This is a genomic window from Brevibacillus sp. JNUCC-41 (assembly GCF_014844095.1).
GTDB classification, from domain to species: Bacteria; Bacillota; Bacilli; order Bacillales; family DSM-1321; genus Peribacillus; species Peribacillus aracenensis.
Window position 1 is genome coordinate 2,479,648 of the sequence record NZ_CP062163.1, and the last position, 17,789, is coordinate 2,497,436.

Annotated in this window: 15 protein-coding genes and 1 riboswitch; of the genes, 10 read left to right on the forward strand and 5 right to left on the reverse strand. The window is 41.1% G+C overall.

Features of this window, described 5'->3' with window-relative positions:
• Positions 1-216 precede the first annotated feature (216 nt).
• From JNUCC41_RS12145 to argH, 5 genes are read left to right on the forward strand one after another with little or no spacing between them, the layout of a single operon-like run.
• A complete protein-coding gene (locus JNUCC41_RS12145) occupies positions 217-1,443 on the forward strand; it encodes an ROK family transcriptional regulator (protein WP_192207790.1) in 1,227 nt (408 codons plus the stop codon).
• Entirely contained in the window at positions 1,443-2,534 is a 1,092-nt protein-coding gene (locus tag JNUCC41_RS12150) for an extracellular solute-binding protein (protein WP_192207791.1), read from the forward strand. Before JNUCC41_RS12145 ends, JNUCC41_RS12150 begins: the two co-directional genes overlap by 1 nt.
• A 15-nt stretch (positions 2,535-2,549) precedes the next feature.
• On the forward strand, positions 2,550-3,662 hold the full coding sequence (locus JNUCC41_RS12155; RefSeq protein WP_192207792.1) for an ABC transporter ATP-binding protein: 1,113 nt from the start codon (positions 2,550-2,552) through the stop codon (positions 3,660-3,662).
• Positions 3,659-5,347 carry an ABC transporter permease gene (locus JNUCC41_RS12160; RefSeq protein ID WP_192207793.1) on the forward strand — a complete coding sequence of 563 codons (1,689 nt, stop codon included), beginning with the start codon at positions 3,659-3,661 and terminating at the stop codon, positions 5,345-5,347. The genes JNUCC41_RS12155 and JNUCC41_RS12160 overlap by 4 nt, the downstream gene beginning before the upstream one ends.
• Before the next feature lie 16 nt (positions 5,348-5,363).
• Entirely contained in the window at positions 5,364-6,878 is a 1,515-nt protein-coding gene (argH, locus tag JNUCC41_RS12165) for an argininosuccinate lyase (RefSeq protein WP_192207794.1), read from the forward strand.
• A gap of 620 nt (positions 6,879-7,498) precedes the next feature.
• On the opposite strand, the gene JNUCC41_RS12170 is transcribed toward argH, so the two are convergent.
• The 3 genes from JNUCC41_RS12170 to JNUCC41_RS12180 form a co-directional block, all read right to left on the reverse strand.
• Entirely contained in the window at positions 7,499-8,977 is a 1,479-nt protein-coding gene (locus JNUCC41_RS12170; protein ID WP_192207795.1) for a sodium:solute symporter family protein, read from the reverse strand.
• On the reverse strand, positions 8,974-9,174 hold the full coding sequence (locus JNUCC41_RS12175; protein ID WP_048685209.1) for a DUF3311 domain-containing protein: 201 nt from the start codon (positions 9,172-9,174) through the stop codon (positions 8,974-8,976). Before JNUCC41_RS12175 ends, JNUCC41_RS12170 begins: the two co-directional genes overlap by 4 nt.
• 286 nt (positions 9,175-9,460) lie before the next feature.
• Positions 9,461-10,804: an amino acid permease gene (locus JNUCC41_RS12180; RefSeq protein WP_192207796.1), complete on the reverse strand. Its 1,344-nt coding sequence runs from the start codon at positions 10,802-10,804 to the stop codon at positions 9,461-9,463.
• A 206-nt stretch (positions 10,805-11,010) separates the two neighbouring features.
• Positions 11,011-11,089, reverse strand: a riboswitch (glycine riboswitch).
• 503 nt (positions 11,090-11,592) lie between these two features.
• Between JNUCC41_RS12180 and JNUCC41_RS12185 the strand changes: the two genes are divergently transcribed.
• Both JNUCC41_RS12185 and JNUCC41_RS12190 read left to right on the forward strand, forming a co-directional pair.
• Positions 11,593-12,981 (forward strand): amino acid permease, encoded by a 1,389-nt coding sequence (locus JNUCC41_RS12185; RefSeq protein ID WP_192207797.1) that lies wholly within the window; start codon positions 11,593-11,595, stop codon positions 12,979-12,981.
• A gap of 46 nt (positions 12,982-13,027) precedes the next feature.
• On the forward strand, positions 13,028-13,180 hold the full coding sequence (locus JNUCC41_RS12190) for a hypothetical protein (protein ID WP_192207798.1): 153 nt from the start codon (positions 13,028-13,030) through the stop codon (positions 13,178-13,180).
• Here JNUCC41_RS12190 and JNUCC41_RS12195 read toward each other — a convergent pair.
• Positions 13,152-13,445, reverse strand: a complete 294-nt coding sequence (locus tag JNUCC41_RS12195; RefSeq protein ID WP_192207799.1) for a hypothetical protein — start codon at positions 13,443-13,445, stop codon at positions 13,152-13,154. The genes JNUCC41_RS12190 and JNUCC41_RS12195 overlap by 29 nt on opposite strands.
• A 133-nt stretch (positions 13,446-13,578) precedes the next feature.
• On the opposite strand from JNUCC41_RS12195, the gene JNUCC41_RS12200 reads away from it, so the two are divergent.
• The gene (locus JNUCC41_RS12200) at positions 13,579-14,928 is read left to right on the forward strand and encodes an FAD-binding oxidoreductase (protein WP_192207800.1); all 1,350 of its coding nucleotides are present in this window, start codon (positions 13,579-13,581) and stop codon (positions 14,926-14,928) included.
• A 110-nt stretch (positions 14,929-15,038) separates the two neighbouring features.
• Here JNUCC41_RS12200 and JNUCC41_RS12205 read toward each other — a convergent pair whose 3' ends face one another.
• On the reverse strand, positions 15,039-15,251 hold the full coding sequence (locus JNUCC41_RS12205; RefSeq protein WP_057278656.1) for a hypothetical protein: 213 nt from the start codon (positions 15,249-15,251) through the stop codon (positions 15,039-15,041).
• 403 nt (positions 15,252-15,654) lie between these two features.
• On the opposite strand from JNUCC41_RS12205, the gene JNUCC41_RS12210 reads away from it, so the two are divergent.
• The gene (locus tag JNUCC41_RS12210; RefSeq protein ID WP_192207801.1) at positions 15,655-16,566 is read left to right on the forward strand and encodes a LysR family transcriptional regulator; all 912 of its coding nucleotides are present in this window, start codon (positions 15,655-15,657) and stop codon (positions 16,564-16,566) included.
• A gap of 133 nt (positions 16,567-16,699) precedes the next feature.
• Complete coding sequence (locus JNUCC41_RS12215; RefSeq protein ID WP_144527926.1) at positions 16,700-17,722, forward strand: LLM class flavin-dependent oxidoreductase; 1,023 nt, start codon at positions 16,700-16,702, stop codon at positions 17,720-17,722.
• Positions 17,723-17,789 lie beyond the last annotated feature (67 nt).

Here is a 17,789-nt window from a genome sequence, read left to right on the forward strand (position 1 = left end):
AAAATGTAGGTTAGTAATATTTTCTAACTAACCTAGACGAAAAAAACTTATCTAATAAATAGCATTAATGGTTATAAATGTAAATGATGCGAAGTAACTATTAAAAAGTAAACATTCTAAAAGTTCAGAAAAAAACTTGTGTACTGGATTTTTTTAAGTTATATTTTTACTTAATTAGGAAGATTTACTAACTAAATGATGTAAGGCCGTGATGTGATGAGTTTTAAAAGGACACCCAATCATCAAAAATATGTCAATAAAAAAAGAATCATTCAATGCATCCAAGAATGTTCGCCCATTTCAAGAGCTGAAATTGCCGTTAAGCTTCAGCTAAGTAAACCGACTGTTTCTCTTGCTGTGGATGAACTTATACAGGAGAAATGGGTATTCGAGAAAGGAATAGGAGAGTCCTCCTCTCAAGGAGGTAGAAGGCCTATCCAGCTCTTTTTTAATGAAAAGGCTGCCTATATCATTGGGGTCGATATAGGCGGGACGAAAGTGAAAATCATTTTAAGTGATTTAAGCGGCAACATCCTTGCCGACACTAGTTTTTCAACTAACACCTATTTACAATCAGGGCTTCTTAAACAAATGGCGATTGAAACGGAACGGTTAATTGCAAAGAATCAGATTACGAAAAGCAGGGTATTGGGGATGGGAGTCGGGATCCCTGGTATAACGCAAACGGCAAGCGGATTGGTAATAGAGGCACCGAGTTTAGGCTGGGTACAATATCCCTTCATAGCCGAAGCGAAACGGTATTTTGATTTCCCCATTTTTCTGGACAATGATGTAAACGCGGCTGCGCTAGGTGAACAGTGGCTGGGCAATGCCCAAAATAAGCGGAATTTACTGTTCATTGCGGTTGGTACGGGGATAGGAAGCGGCATCATCTTGAATAACCAGTTATACAGAGGAGCTTCCAGTGCAGCTGGGGAAATGGGATATATGGTAACGGACAAAGAGGATATGAAGCGTGAATTCAAGCCGGTTTTCCATAGATACGGCTATTTGGAAAGTGTCGCAGGAGGAAAGTCGATTGGCAGTCATTATACAAGGGAGGTACTCAAGGATCCTCAGCATTCTTTATTCGAACGGGCCAAATCTTCCGAACTGTCGGGGGAGGATGCCTTTTTGTCAGCAAAAAAAGGAGACGCGACAGCCATTGCCGTCATAAATGAAGCCATCGAGCATTTGGCCTGCGGCATTGTCAATGCGGCAAGTTTACTAAATCCAGAGGTAATTATTTTAGGAGGTGGTGTTTTAAATTCATCTGAATACATTTTACCTAGAATTCGGGAAATCGTTGATCGATATCTTCCTAGTTTAGTAGAAATGAAAACTTCACAACTGGGAGAAAACGCAGGAGTACTTGGAGCGGTTTCCCTTGTCTTAAGGGAACATGATGGCATTTTGAATTTTCGTGATGAGGGGGAGTATTAATGAAAAATAAGAAAAAGTCGCTTGTTTCAGTAATGGCCTTATCGGCAGCACTATTGATTTCGGGATGTAACGGTGCAGATACGAAAACGAATTCGGAAGCTGGCGGTGCCAAGGGAAAAAAAGGTGAGCTGGAAGATAAGATCGTTGTTTATTCACCGCATGGCAAAGATATTTTATCAAAATTCGAAAAACAGTTCGAAGATGAGTATGGTATTGATGTTGAGTGGCTTGATATGGGGTCTCAGGAAATCCTTGACCGCGTTCGATCAGAGAAAAGCAATCCGCAGGCAGACGTTTGGTGGGGGGCACCTTCCACGAACTTCAATCAAGCAAAGAGCGATGGGCTGCTGGCTGCTTATAAGCCTAGCTATTCCGATAGTCTTGATGAAGGATTCCGAGATCCGGAATGGTATTGGACGGGAACGAGCCAGACGCCGGAAGTCATCATGTATAACAGCAAAGAACTATCAAAAGACGAGGTGCCGAAAGATTGGGATCAGCTGCTTGATCCAAAGTGGAAAGACGAAATCATCATTCGCTATCCGTTAGCCTCCGGAACGATGAGGACAATTTTTTCTGCGATGATCTATCGTACGTATAAGGATACGAATGATCCAAAAGAAGGGTATGACTGGTTAAAGAAGCTTGACCAAAACACAAAGGAATATTCAGCAAACCCGGAAATGATGTATAACAAGGTGGCCAAAGGAGAGGGCTCACTTTCCGTTTGGGCAATGCCGGATGTTGTCATGCTTAAGGAAAATAAAAATTATCCGTTTGAGTTTGTCATTCCAGAAAGCGGAACGCCAGTATTGACAGAAGGTATCGCCATCGTTGAAGGTGCCAAGCACCCCAAAGCGGCAGAGGCCTTTTATGAGTTTGTGAATTCACCGGAAGCCGCAAAAATTCTAGCAGATGAATTTTACAGGATTCCGACCAGAAATGATGTGAAGGATCTACCTGAATGGATCACGGAAACAGAAATTAAAGCGATGGATATTGATTGGGATGCATTCGAAGAAAAAGGTGACGAGTGGATGAAATATTGGGACGAAAATATTAAAAGTGGAGATAAAGAAATTAAAGAATAAGGAAGTGTCGTTGGGATGGCGTCAATAAAAATAGAGAATGTCCAAAAAGCCTTCGGGAAAACGATAGCTGTCGACCATTTAAATCTGGAAATAAAAGAGGGGGAGTTTTTTACCTTTCTTGGTCCAAGTGGCTGCGGGAAAACGACAACGCTTCGGATGATTGCCGGTTTTTATTATCCGACAAAAGGTGTCGTCCGATTTGGCGACAAAGATATGACGCGTGTACCTCCGGAGAAAAGAAATACTGGCATGGTTTTTCAAAACTATGCCCTCTTTCCCCACATGACTGTTTTTGATAATGTAGCATTTGGCTTGCGTGTAAGAAAAGTTTCTTCTGCTGACTTAAAGAGGAGAGTGCTGGATGCCCTCCAAAAGGTCAGGCTGGAGAGCTACTCGAATCGGCAAGTGAGCCAGTTAAGCGGAGGGCAGCAGCAGCGGGTGGCCCTTGCGAGAGCACTGGTCATTGAACCGGAAATATTACTGCTGGATGAGCCATTAAGTAATCTGGACGCCAAGCTTCGTGATGAAATGAGAGTGGAAATCTTAAGGCTGCAGCGTGATTATAAGATTACCACCATTTATGTCACACATGATCAGGCCGAGGCATTATCCATGAGTGATCGGATCGCTGTGTTCAATTATGGTGTATGTCACCAGGTCGGGACGCCGACAGAAATTTATAATCAGCCGGCCAATGACTTTGTGGCGAGTTTTATAGGCGAGATTAATCTATTGCCCGTTCAGGTCGAAAACGTTCAACAAGAGAATATAGCGGTTGCCCTTAAAAATAGTGAACAACCGATTAAATTGATTGTAGAAAATCAAGCTAGGGAAGGAATTTCAATCGTACAGACTGATGCTGATCTTGCTGTTTCGATTCGTCCTGAAGCAATCAGAATTCTGGATGCAGTCGAAGAAGGAACGAATATCTTTAAAGGTAAAATAGATTCCGTCCAATTCTTTGGATCTGTTGTGAATGTCATGGTGGATGTTCAAGACGTGTTACTAAGGGTTGACGTATTCAACACTCAGGATTTTGGATACTTTCATCAAGGAAAGGAAGTGTATGTCCAGCTTCCTGAGAAACAGCTGCGTCTTATCCCTATCATAAGCGGTGATGCTCCATGATTAAAAATCGTGATACGAGATTGACGATTTTGCTCCTTATACCAGTTGTCATGGTGCTCGTAGCGTATGTTCTCTACCCATCGTTGAGGACCTTTATCGAAAGTCTTCAAAAAGACGGAACGATGTCCCTTGGAAATTATCAGGACTTCTTCGTGCAGGAATCGAAAACGAACCTAGAGGCGCTATGGAATTCCGTTTATATATCCTTATTGAGTGTATTGGTCAGTGCCTTGATTGGCATTCCGCTTGCATTTATCTTTAACCGTTATGACTTTCCCGGCAGAAGCTTCTTTTCATCGGCAGCGATTTTGCCGATTGTCCTTCCATCATTGGTAGGGGTCATGGCTTTTATGTTTTTATATGGAGAATCGGGATTGATTCCGAATGCCATCAAGGATCTGTTTGGTCTCGATAAAGTTCCATTTAAAATTGGCGGGGTATCGGGAATCCTTATCGTGCATGCCTATACGATGTATGTCTATTTTTATATGACCGTATCCGCTGCAATCAATAAAATAGATCCATCCCTTGAAGAGGCTGCTTATAACTTAGGAGCTAATAAATTCAAGGTTTTTTGGAAGGTGACATTTCCATTATTGACACCTGCCATCGTTGCCGCTTCTTTACTTGTTTTCATGATATCAATGGCCTCATTCAGTGCCCCGTTTTTATTGGCTGGCGGATACAGGGTGTTGAGCCTGCAAATTTATTTTTCAAAAATAAATGGTGATATGGAAATTGCCGCTACTCAATCCGTCATTCTATCCATCGTTTCGATTTCATTTCTATTATTCATGCGTTGGTATCAGAATAGGAAAGATTATCGCATGGCTTCGAAAGGGATTGGGGCACACAGGAGCGAAGTGAAGAGCCCGATTATGAAATGGGTGATGGTCGTAACGGGCATCATTGGCGTAATTATTTTGCTATTACCGCACTTTACGATTCTTTTGCTTTCACTTGTGCCGGATGGAACCTGGACATTTCAAACGTATCCAACAGTATTTAATGTGGAAAATTACAGGCTTTTGTTTGAAGATCCTAATATCTTCAAACCGTTACGAAATAGCTTACTGATGGCGGTTATGGCAACGTTGGCAAATCTGGTGTTTGGGGTCATAGCGTCCTATGTGCTTGTCAAACGCAAATTCGTCGGGAAAAGTTTTGTCGATATTCTGGTCATGATTCCTTGGGCGTTGCCTGCAACGGTCATAGGGATGAACTTGATATTCGCATTCAATGAACCTAGCGTTTTTTCTTTCGGTCAAATATTGGTAGGAACATTTTGGATTTTGCCTCTTGCCTATTTCGTCAGACATATTCCACTCGTTGTCCGCTCGACTAACGCCGTTCTGGAGCAGCTCGATGATTCGATTGAAGAAGCGGCCAGAAACTTGGGGGCAAAGTGGTTTTATACCTTCAGAAAGGTAATTTTTCCGATTATTATGCCTGGCGTTTTATCAGGGACATTATTGGCATTTATCGAATCTGTGGGGGAATTCCCGACCTCGGTCCTGTTGTACACGATTTCAAACAGACCCATATCCATTGAAATCATGAATCAGCTTCGAATGTTCAATATGGGGCAGGCAGCTGCCTATGGGATGATTCAAATCACGCTGATTGTAATCGTTCTCTTTATTTCGAACAAGTTTTTTGGAATCAAAGCGGAAAAAGCTTTATAAATTTGGAGGTATAAAGATGAGCAGGATTGAAGATTTTATCAAAAATGAAGGTAGTGTCTTTCCCGGAAAAACCTATGCAGAAGAGCTTCTGATGCCTGTTTTTAATGATCAAAGAGATTACTTATTTCATGCAATGTTCGATATTCATCGGGCGCATGTCATCATGCTTTCGGAACAAAAGATCATTAAAGAAGAAGAGGCGAAAACCATGCTTGACGGGATTCGGAAAGTGGCCCAAACAGATCTCGAGCAGTTGACCTATCAGCCCCAATTCGAAGACTTATTTTTCATGATGGAGGCAAAGATAGGTGAGGAAATCGGTCATGAACTTGCAGGGAAGATTCATATCGGCCGCAGTCGTAATGATATGGGAGTCGCGATGTACCGGCTTGTTTTGAGAGGCCATATGCTCCAGTTGATTGGCTATGCAAACCATTTGAGTGAGGCATTCCTGGTGCAGGCTGATAAACATACAGAAACCTATATAACTGGTTACACGCATACCCAACCGGCTCAGCCGACTACGATAGGACATTACTTTTTAGCCATTTATGATGTGCTTCAAAGGGATATTGGCCGGTTATGGGCAGCCTATGAAACGGTTAACCAATCGCCTTTGGGCGCTGCCGCGTTAACGACCACCGGATTTCCAATCAGCAGGAACCGTACTGCCGAACTGCTTGGATTTGATTCGGTGATCGAGAATTCCTATGATTCGATAGGAGGGGCGGATTATTTATTGGAAACCGCAACGGCCATCATGACGTGCATGGTCAATACAGGGAGATGGATTCAAGATTTCCTGCAGCATGTGACAAGGGAGTTTGGTACATTTCATGTGGCGGATCCTTATGTTCAAGTGAGCAGCATCATGCCGCAAAAAAGAAATCCGGTTTCCATTGAACATTCCCGTTCGATTGCTAGCAGTGCATATGGTGATGCACTCGCTGCAATGAATATGATCCACAATACACCATTTGGTGATATCGTCGATACGGAAGATGATTTACAGCCGCATTTATATCGAGCTTTTTCGAATGCGGGGCGTGTCATGAAACTTATGTATGCCGTCATATCGACTTTGAAAGTAAATGAAGAACATACAAAGAAAATGGCCGCAAAATCCAGTATAACAGTTACTGAATTAGCGGATACCTTATCAAGAGATTACGAGATATCATTTAGAAAAGCTCATTCCATAGCCAGTCATATTGCAAAACGGTCGATAGGTGATGGGAAGGAGCTTTATGATTGGGACACACAAGACATCAATAAGATCATCAATGAATTCGTTGCAGTGAATTTAACTGAAGACGAATGGAAAAAGATCATCTCTCCCGAATACTTTGTGGAAATTAGAAGTATTCAAGGCGGGCCCAGCCCGAAAGAGGTTACGAGGATGATCGTAAAAAGAAAACAAATTCTGGAGCAACAGTTGCACGAATATAAGGGAATCGTTGAAGCAATCAATGACGGCAGGAAGGCTTTAATGGATTACGGAAGGTGCGGGAAAGAAGGAAGTGAGTTTTAACGGGCATGAAATCCATGAGTAAAAGCCCGAACCTTTTAAAAAGAGTATTTTTTGTTGGCTTGGGTTTGGACGCAATACGATGCATTTCACTGCGAAAGCTCATATTTTATGATAAATAGTCATTCTTTATTAGGGTGACTATTTATTTTGGATTTTTTATTGCAACTGAGATATCCCTAGTGATACTGGATGTATATTATTTCCATTAGGTATGCTATTATTTGTCTAATGAACAATATAAGGCGGAATGTTAATGTCAAATAGATTTCAGTTCGGTTTTATCCTGGTTTTAATAACCTTCGTAATATCGATTACTTTATGCTTTAACCCTAAATTATTAATACCTAAAGGATATGATTTAGCTATTGATGGTCTGGTAGTATCCAGAACCTTGATGATTATTTTTTCGTTGCATTTATTAGTTAAAATAGGGGATTTGTTTATAAACAAAAAAGATTAGTAGTTTATTATGGGGCTTTGTCTTTTGGCTGCTATTAACTTTCTATAATCACTCTTAAGAAAAAGGCATTATGACTTTGGATGCCGATAATAAGGAAGGCTCAGTCTTTTGACTGAGCCTTCAATGTTTATTTATCCAAAAAACCAGTTTCAAATTTGTTTCATATGTCGTTAATGGATTTAGGTTCCAACTGAACCGCGTGCTTTCTTAAAGCAAGACTTACCGAGATCATCACAATGAAATTGACCGCCAAAGCTATGATTCCCACATTCAAATCTTTCGCGGCTTGCGGCAAGGTTGGAAACAGGGTTCCTATTGTCGATTGACTGAGTGTAATGCAAATTACGATGGCCAATCCGGTGATGATGCCGGCGATTGCGCCATATTTATTGATGGGATTATTCTTTTTCAGGCTAAAGAGCAGGGACGGGAATAGCTGTGTAATGAGACTGTATCCCATAAGAATTAATGCTGACATCGTTTCACCGCCGTTTAAGGTGAAGTAGACGGCTATAAGGGCAATGACTGGAACAAGGAACTTTGCCAATCGTACAACGTGGCGATCGGATACTGCAGGTGCAAATTCCTTATAGACGTTTTTCGCGAGCAGTGTAGCGACGCTCATCAAAAGCATGGATCCCGGCACCAAGGCGGTCAACAATCCAGCTCCGCCGATTATGCCAATAAACCATGGATCAAAGGTCTCGATCGAAAGGCGCAGCAATGAGAGGTCTGCATCTGCCCCAACGAGTCCGGGCACTTTCAATATAGCTGTAAACCCAACGAAAAACACGAATAACAGCATGAGCGTATATAAAGGGCTGATGATGGCATTTTTTCGAAATACCTTGCCGCTGCGTGCTGAAAAGACAGCGCTGAAAACTTGCGGCCACATATAGAAACCGAATACGAGCAATATTACCGTGGAGATAAACCATGCTACGCTAAGTCCCTGGTCAGGGAACTTTAGAAAACCAGGCTTGGCCGCATCAATCGCTTCAAACATCGGCTGAAATCCGCCAAAGTAATGAATCGGCAGATAAATCCCCAAAAATCCTATTATGGCGACCATCATGATATCTTTAATGACCGCTGTCCAAACGGAACCGTGTATACCGGAGATCATCACATAAATGGTAAGGCTGATCGCCCCCATCCAAACTGCCTCGGACATTGAGATGGCACCATAAGATGCTTCTGAGACAATGATTCCCAATCCTTTCAGCTGCACGACGATTACAGGAATCATCGACACCACACCTACAAGTGCAGCCAAAATTCCTAAACTGGGACTCTTATATTTGCTCACAAAGAAATCGGATTGGGACATCAGTTTATTTTCTTTGGCATATTTCCATATTTCCGGAAGGAGCCAATAGGATAATACGTAAGACAAAGTAATGTAAATTAGAACATATAGAGCGGGTGCGCCCTTGCCATATGCCCAGCCGCTGCCGCCAAGGAAGGAGAAGGTCGTATAGATTTCACCGGCCATCAGCAGAAAGACGAAAATCGCACCAAAACCACGTCCGCCCACCGTCCATTGTTCCAAGTCCATATCTTTTCCTTTTGAAGAGCGTATCCCTAAAAATATCGATAGAAGTAAAAATGCTAAAATGATTAAGAGAGCAATATTCATTCCTGGTCACCTTCCCGATTCCTGGGATCCAGTTTATACATGATGCCCAATATGGCAGAGGTAAGGACCACCCACATAGCCATCCAGAACATATTGAAAGGCATCCCTAATACGTATGGTTCTATTTTATTAACAAAAGGTAGAAATCCTAGTATGCCTATAAAAGGAACTAGAGTAAGGATATATATAATCTTCATTAAACAAACCCCTCCGTTTTAAATAAGTGAAACGTCCATCAATGGGGTTTATTCTTCAAGGCCACTGATGGCTGGGTGAAGCAATCGGGAAGGAAAATTCATGCAAGACGGATTTCCCTTCTTTTAAAAAGGTCCGATGATATATAATAGCTTACACTATTTTGATATAAAATTTAATGCAATTAGCTGATATATTTTAGCAAAAACACGCCAATTGCCTATTCTTGATCTGTTTCATGGACGGATAAAGCCTTGAATTCGAATCGAATTCAAGGCTTTATTTCCTTTAGTTATATTTTTTCCGATAGTTATAGAGTATCACCAAGAGTATGAACCAGATTGGGGTCAAGAGCAGTGATAGTCGTGTAGCTTCAGCGAATAGCATAACAATAAGGATGAATAGGAATAATCCTAAAATGGCGTAATTGACAAAGGGTGTAAAAGGAGCCTTGAAAGTCGATTGAGCTCTTAGATCAGGCCTTGTTTTCGAATATTTAATATGGGAGATCAAGATGATGCTCCATACCCAAATGAAACAGATGGCACTGATGGTCGTCACCACGGTAAACGCCTGTTCCGGTATCAGCTTGCTCAATAATGCCCCTATTGATACAACGATGGTGGATGTTAATAAGGCATTGCTTGGAACAGCCTGTTTATTTAATTTTTCCAGTTTAGCAGGGGCTTCGCCATTCCTGCTTAACGTATAGAGTATCCGGCTTGTTGAAAATAAACCGCTGTTGCATGCAGAAGCAGCGGATGTCAACACGACGAAGTTGATGATTCCTGCAGCGACAGGAATGCCGATTAACGCAAAGACCTCTACAAATGGGCTGCTCGAGGCATCAAGTTGTGTCCATGGGTTGACACAGAGAATGACGAATAGGGCACCAACATAGAAAAGTAAAATCCGGACAGGGATTTTATTGATGGCAGAGGGAATGTTCTTTCTCGGGTTCGCCGTTTCCGCTGCGGAGACCCCGACCAATTCGACACCGACAAATGAGAATACGACCAACTGTAAAGATAATAGGAATCCGGAAATGCCATTGGGGAACAAGCCCCCATGATTCCATAGGTTCGTTACGGAAACCGTTCCGGTATTGGTATTGAAGCCGATGATCAAAAGAATGATTCCTACGATGATCAAGGTAATGATCGTGATTACTTTAATGATGGCAAACCAGAATTCCAATTCGCCAAATAACTTAACTGTCAATAGGTTCAATCCTAACAGAATGACTAGGCAAATTAGAGCCGGAATCCATTGAGGGATATCGAACCAATATTGTATATAGACACCGACAGCTATAATATCGGCCATTGCGGTCATGATCCAACAGAACCAATATGTCCAACCTGTCACGAATCCAGCCCATGGACCGACATATTCGGTTGCAAATTCAGTGAATGATACATAACCCGCATTGGATAATAGCAATTCGCCCAGCGCCCTCATTACAAAAAACAAGGCAATCCCTATTATCAGATAGGAGAATATAATGGAAGGCCCAGCCAATTGTATGGCTTTTCCGGATCCTAAAAATAAACCGGTGCCAATGGTTCCTCCTATTGCAATCAGTTGTACATGCCGATTTTTTAAATCTCTTTTTAATTCCTGTTTAGCCAATTCTTGCGCCCCCGTTTTTAGTAGTCTTGTTAGTGAATGATTTCAACCTGCATGGACTTGGAGAGAGGGGCGTGATTTTTTGCCCTGCTTGCCTATTCCATTGGTTTTCAAGAGTGTAGTTTTAAGTCCATCACAAATTGGACAATAAAAAAAGAGATTGGATAATACCAATCTCTTAAAGGGTTCAGAATAACAATTCTATCATTCGTTACTCTTCTGTCCTTTTGCCTGAGATTGTGAATCCTTCGGCGCTGCATCTTGTACAGTCTCTCCAGAAGCTGCTCCTGCTATAGTGTCATCCATAGCATTCATCGCTTGCTTGTATGCGGTTGTGAAGAAATGTCTTTCAGTGTTAATCTTCCACTGTTGGATCATTCATTATGCTTATAAAATAATATTGGAATTCTATCATCTATTTTTCAGAAGGTCAACAAATTTTTTTGAAATGAAACAGGCATTATGTGCAGTTTAATGGTGGTCTGTATTAACTTAAGGTTTAAGCAGAAGTGATTGTTTTCTACTCTTTTTGAATTATCACTATTATAAAATACTGAATATCATTTTTTTAAAATGATATTTTTAAATTAAAAAGTCGACAAGATATTATTGGTAACTGTTTTTTTCAAAAATACAATTGTACTTTTACAGAATATTTACTATTATAAGATAAGAAAACATAATAGAAGTGTTATGTAATATTGATTACGATAAAGCATTTCTAATTAAAAGAGAGTGTTCGTGGCAAGGATGGAAAAGCATTACCGATATTGCATCTGGGGGAGTTAATCATGTCGAACAAGGAATTAAAGAGAGGGCTGGAATCAAGACATATTCAAATGATAGCTTTAGGCGGAACCATCGGGGTCGGGTTATTCATGGGTTCTGCTAGCACGATCAAATGGACCGGGCCCTCTGTTATGCTTGCTTATGCAATCGCAGGTATTTTTATATTTTTCATCATGCGTTCCATGGGTGAGATGCTATATTTAGAACCGACTACAGGTTCTTTTGCAACCTTTGCAAGTAGCTATATACATCCCTTGGCAGGTTATATGACTGCTTGGAGCAATTGGTTTCAATGGGTAATCGTCGGAATGTCCGAAATCATCGCGGTTGGGTTGTATATGAAATATTGGTTCCCGGAGTTACCTGCTTGGATACCAGGTGTGGTCGCCATGATCATCTTGGGGGCAGCAAACCTCATTTCCGTTAAATCCTTCGGGGAATTTGAATTTTGGTTTGCGCTAATAAAAATCATAACCATTATATTGATGATCATTGCCGGCCTTGGCCTTATCTTCTTTGGAATAGGGAATGGCGGGGATGCAATCGGATTATCGAATCTTTGGGCAAATGGCGGCTTCTTTACTGGAGGGTGGACAGGATTCTTCTTCGCTCTCTCCCTAGTCGTGGCTTCCTATCAAGGTGTTGAGCTTATCGGCATAACAGCCGGGGAAGCGAAAAATCCAACGAAGACCGTAACAAAAGCGATCCAAACAATCATATGGCGCATTTTAATTTTCTACATTGGTGCTATATTCGTCATCGTGACAGTATTCCCTTGGGATCAACTGGATGACCTAGGCAGTCCATTTGTTTCAACTTTTGCCAAAATAGGTATCACTGCTGCGGCAGGAATCATTAATTTCGTCGTAATCACCGCGGCAATGTCTGGATGCAACAGTGGGATTTTCAGTGCAGGACGTATGCTTTATACACTGGCATTGAATGGCCAGGCTCCGAAAGCCTTTGCTAAAGTATCTAAAAATGGAGTGCCGGCATATTGCACGATTGCTGTACTTTTGGGATTGGGCATCGGGGTTATCCTGAATTACCTTGCACCGCCGCAATTATTCCTTTATGTGTACAGTGCGAGTGTATTGCCCGGGATGATTCCATGGTTTGTCTTACTTATCAGTGAGCTTAAATTCAGAAAGGTGAATGCTGCTGAAATGGAGAAACATCCGTTCAAAATGCCTTTGGCCCCTTTCAGTAACTATGCGACAATTGCCTTTTTACTGATGGTGCTGGTCGGTATGTGGATCAATCCTAGCACAAGGATTTCCTTGGTTGTCGGGATCGTTTTCCTAGCCTTGGTCGCAGCAAGCTATTACATGCTGAAAATGGATAAGCGAATACCATTGGATGTTAAATCCGATGATGAGATTTCGGGATAAGATAACAAAAAGCCCTTCTCTTAATTCGAGAAGGGCTTTTTGTCTTTTGGGATCAATTGTGGAATTCACGAGTAAAACCGTTGAATTCATGAGTAAAGTAGTGGAATTCACGAGTAAAGTAGTGGAATTCACGAGTAAAACCGTTGAATTCACGAGTAAAGCAGCGGAATTCACGAGTAAAGCTGGAATTCACGAGTAAAACCGTTGAATTCACGAGTAAAGTAGCGGAATTCACGAGTAAAACCGTTGAATTCACGAGTAAAGCTGGAATTCACGAGTAAAACCGTTGAATTCACGAGTAAAGTAGCGGAAATCACGAGTAAAACCGTTGAATTCACGAGTAAAGTAGCGGAATTCACGAGTAAAACCGTTGAATTCACGAGTAAAGTAGCGGAATTCACGAGTAAAACCGTGGAATTCACGAGTAAAGCTGTTGAATTCACGAGTAAAACAGCGAAATTCATGAGTAAAACTTCAAAAATAACGAGTAGAGCTAGTTTGACACCATTACAAGGAAGTGTCAGCAGGGGGAATGTATCTTTCTGCGAGGTTTTTTCATAGGATGTAACATATTTACCCGAGGAAGGGGTCATCTTTTTGGAAAGAACAAAGCTTACCGGGCGTATCGTTACACCTAATGATGCTGAGTATGAGCATGCCAGGATAAATAATAACTTAAGTTTTGCTAAATTCCCAAAGGTTATTGTGTTTTGTCAAAATGCCAATGATGTGTTGAATTCATTGAAGTGGGCCCGGGAAAATCATGCACCTTTCCGGGTTAGGAGCGGCAGGCACAGTTATGAAAATTTTTCATTAGTGAATGGCGGTCTAGTCATTGATATTAGTGAAATGTACAATATCAAGGTCAATCGTGAAAAAATGATCGCAAAAATTGAAGCTGGAGCTGATTTAGGGCGAGTATATAATACGTTATGGAACTATGGCACGACGATTCCGGCTGGTACCGAAAGCAGTGTTGGTGTTGTAGGTCTTACGCTCGGCGGTGGTATAGGTATGTTAACGAGGCGCTTTGGTCTTACTTGTGATAATCTACTTGAAATAGAAATGGTGAGGGCGTGTGGAAAGAGGGGCGCCAAACTCATTAAAGCAAATAGGAAAATCAATAGTGATTTATTTTGGGCATGCTGCGGGGGAGGAGGGGGGAACTTTGGCATAGTCACTTCTCTTACTTTCAGGGTACACCCCGTATCAAGGGTATCCATTTTCTCCGTCACATGGGGGTGGGAAGATTTCGAAGAGGTATTTGAAGCCTGGCAGGATTGGGCCCCTCAAGCTGATGAATGCTTAACTTCAGAAATAGAATTCAAGGCAAAGGAAGCAAACGAAATTATTGCTCAAGGTGAATTTGTTGGAACGTCAAATAGATTGAAGCTGCTATTAAAGCCTTTGACAAAAACTGGTTCACCAATAAATGTCATGATAAAGGAAGTTCCATACATTGAAGCCGTAAGATTCTTTGATTATCCAGCTGGAAACCAACCGGCGTATCGAAAGAGGTCAGGATCTTTCATTGAAAAAGCTTTTCCACAGCAAGCAATCATGACCATGAAACATTTTTTAGAAAATGCTCCAAATGAAAATGCAGCCATTTGGCACCAATCCCTGGGAGGAGTGGAGGGCCTTAAAGATCCAAAGGATACGGCTTTTTATTATCGCGATGCCATCATCGCCCAGGAGTATCAGGCTACATGGGCCAATCCAGAAGAAGAACGGCTAAACATTCGTTGGATCAAGGACCTGAAGCATGCCTTGTCGCCATTTACTATCGGTGACTACGTGAATTGGCCGGATACTCTAATCAAAGATTGGCCAACTGCGTATTATGGAGGAAATTTCGAACGGCTTAGGGAAGTGAAAACGAGGTATGATCCATACAATGCGTTTAAGTTCCCTCAAAGCATACCGCCATTAAAGAAGTGGGTTTGAAAAAGCTTGGATTCACCATAAATATTCGTTATATAAAGGCCTATTCCTAAATTTGGATATAGGCCTCTTTCTTCTTGTTTTGAATTAATTAATCGAGATAATACTCAAAATCATTCCGCTTGCTGAGCTTGTACTGTATTGTAAACCTGATTTACGGAAGATTGGGCTTGGGCGATTTCTTGAGCAGCTTGTTTAATGGCTTCTTGTGCCAAAGTTGGATCAGAGGAAGATTTTTCAATTGCTTGTGAAAGTAAGGTTTGCGTAAGGGTAACGTTTGCTTTTGCTTGATTTAATTGATTGATATCAATTTGTTGCTGAGGCATGTAGTTTCTCTCCTTATGTCATTATTGGGATTACTCCATTAGGATGACCGTTCTTTTCTATTTTATAAGGAGAAAAAAATATAACCTAGACAGGATGGACAGCTTGGAAAAGTTCTGAAACGGCCAAAAAAGTATTCGTTTTATTTACTTAGAATCCTGAAATTTTCATTTGCATAATTACTATTACGTTCCTTGAATATCATAATGTATGAAAACGTAAAAAATATATCGTGATTTTTTGGTTGTTAAGTTAATTAAATTATACTTTACTTATTGGTTTTATCAGATTAAAATCGGAGAAAGAATTATTATAAGTGATGAGCTGATTGGACAACCGAAAGCTCCTGAACGTGATAAGCGAACAGGAGCTTTTTGCGTTCACTTGGAAAAAGGAGTTGGCAAGATGAATATTGATCATATTGAAGCTTTTATGTATGTTGTTCACCTTAATAGTTTTCATAAAGCCGCAGAGGCAATGTTTTTATCACAGCCAACGGTTTCGGCAAGAATTAAGACGCTTGAGAGTGAACTCGATTCAGTACTATTTGAGAGGCAAGGAAGAGGGATTATTTTAACCGAAAAAGGGAAAGCCTTCATTCCGTTTGCGGATCAAATTATTCGTACCTTTCACCAGGGGAAAAAGCAGTTGAAAAGAGGAAGCGAACTGGAGGAAATAACGATAGGGGCCAATATCATTACATCGCAATACTTTATTCCATTTGCTCTTCCTCTATGGAAAAAGGAAAACCCAAATTTACGCTTTAAATTTATTTCAGCAACAAATGATGCATTAATGGAAAAATTGCTTCAGAAACAGGTTGATATAGCCTTTATGAAGGATGTTACACATAGTGGTCTGCAAAATTACAAAACCCTTGATAATTCGATTCGTTTAGTTGTGTATCCAGGACATCCATTTCAACTTCGAACTGGGCTAACAGTACAGGAATTAGCAATGGAGCCGTTGGTATTTTTTGAGTGTGGTGCGTTTGACTGGAACCATGTTCATAAAATTTTTGAAGTATCCAATGTAGAGCCTCGCATTGAATTTCAGGTTGATCACCTGGAAGTGGCGAAGTCGCTAATTCTTAGCAGAAGCTGTATCGGATTTTTACCGTACTTATGTATTAAAAAAGAGTTAGAACAGGGAAATTTGATTGAAGTGGATGTGTCACATTTAATCAAGATAAAGCAGCACATCCATCTGACGCATTTAAATCACGGGATGGAATCCCCTTTATTATGGAAAGACATTCTTTTATCGATTCGGAAATTTGAGAAAAACCCTCAGCAATTACAGATACAATCGAATTGATAGATATTTTCTATCAATACAATATTTTTTTCTATTAGTAAAACCATTGCCATTAGCATGTTCTAAATGATAGGATATTTCAAAATATAATTATTCACATAAGTAAACTTTGAATTAAAGCGGGGGAGAGAATATGAGTTATAAGCTTGGTATTTTAGACCAGAGCCCGATATTTCCAGGAGCTTCAGCATTTGATGCACTACAACAAACCATTAATCTGGCTAGACATGCAGAAGAGTGGGGTTATACCCGTTTCTGGGTATCGGAACATCATCATGCCGAACAGTTGGCGGGGTCCTCCCCGGAAGTATTGATTTCTTATTTATTAGCCCAGACAAAATCGATTCGGGTAGGGTCCGGAGGAGTTATGCTTCAGCATTATAGTCCATATAAAGTGGCGGAAAACTTTCACGTATTATCGAATCTTTCGCCAGGCAGGGTAGACCTTGGCATCGGAAAGGCACCAGGTGGCCTTCCCTTATCAACGAAGGCGCTACAGTTTGGAACTGTGAATGATGGAAAAGATTTCGAAGAGCGGTTATCTTTCCTGCAAGAAATAATCGAAAATTCAGTTAATGAAACTCACCCGCTTGCAGGCATTCAAGCGACACCACTCCCTTCCAAAAAGCCTAAGATGTTTCTGCTTGGTGCAAGTGCTGACAGTGCCAGGCTAGCAGCCGATCTTGGTATAGCTTATGTATTTGCTCGATTTATCAATAGTAATGAGACTGTACTCGAAGATGCTTCACGCATTTACCAAAGTATCTATCCAGCTGGGAGCTTTAAGGTATCGGTTTCAGTGATTGCTGCTCCTTCACAACAAGAAGCAGAACAGTTAACAGGTGACCAGAAGATTGTGAAAGTTCATCTCAAAAGCGGTCGTTCTGTCACGGTCCAAACACTAGCGCAAGCAGAGTTATTCGGGAAGCAGTCTGGGGAGCCTTACGAAATAGAAGAACAAGATTCCAATATTATTGCTGGAACTCCTTCTTATGTAAAAGAAGTCTTAGCAAATTTACATGAAAAGTACGGGGTAGATGAGTTTATCCTACATTCGCCGATTTTAAAGGAAGCAGAAAGGTTCAGATCTTTTCGATTGTTGAGTCCACTTCAATTAGTCTTATCTGAAGAGAAACACGTTACGAGCCAAAATTAAAAAGACTTCAGCAATTAGGGAAGTTGGTGGATGTCAGCAAAGCTGAAAACCGATTAATTAAAGGAGG

Coding starts and splice junctions, on each gene's coding strand:
- JNUCC41_RS12155 (WP_192207792.1), top strand. CDS start 2,550: ATGGCGTCAATAAAAATAGAGAATGTCCAAAAAGCCTTCGGGAAAACG.
- JNUCC41_RS12145 (WP_192207790.1), top strand. CDS start 217: ATGAGTTTTAAAAGGACACCCAATCATCAAAAATATGTCAATAAAAAA.
- JNUCC41_RS12175 (WP_048685209.1), bottom strand. CDS start 9,174: ATGAAGATTATATATATCCTTACTCTAGTTCCTTTTATAGGCATACTA.
- JNUCC41_RS12150 (WP_192207791.1), top strand. CDS start 1,443: ATGAAAAATAAGAAAAAGTCGCTTGTTTCAGTAATGGCCTTATCGGCA.
- argH (WP_192207794.1), top strand. CDS start 5,364: ATGAGCAGGATTGAAGATTTTATCAAAAATGAAGGTAGTGTCTTTCCC.
- JNUCC41_RS12170 (WP_192207795.1), bottom strand. CDS start 8,977: ATGAATATTGCTCTCTTAATCATTTTAGCATTTTTACTTCTATCGATA.
- JNUCC41_RS12215 (WP_144527926.1), top strand. CDS start 16,700: ATGAGTTATAAGCTTGGTATTTTAGACCAGAGCCCGATATTTCCAGGA.
- JNUCC41_RS12195 (WP_192207799.1), bottom strand. CDS start 13,445: ATGAATTTCGCTGTTTTACTCGTGAATTCAACAGCTTTACTCGTGAAT.
- JNUCC41_RS12210 (WP_192207801.1), top strand. CDS start 15,655: ATGAATATTGATCATATTGAAGCTTTTATGTATGTTGTTCACCTTAAT.
- JNUCC41_RS12185 (WP_192207797.1), top strand. CDS start 11,593: ATGTCGAACAAGGAATTAAAGAGAGGGCTGGAATCAAGACATATTCAA.
- JNUCC41_RS12205 (WP_057278656.1), bottom strand. CDS start 15,251: ATGCCTCAGCAACAAATTGATATCAATCAATTAAATCAAGCAAAAGCA.
- JNUCC41_RS12160 (WP_192207793.1), top strand. CDS start 3,659: ATGATTAAAAATCGTGATACGAGATTGACGATTTTGCTCCTTATACCA.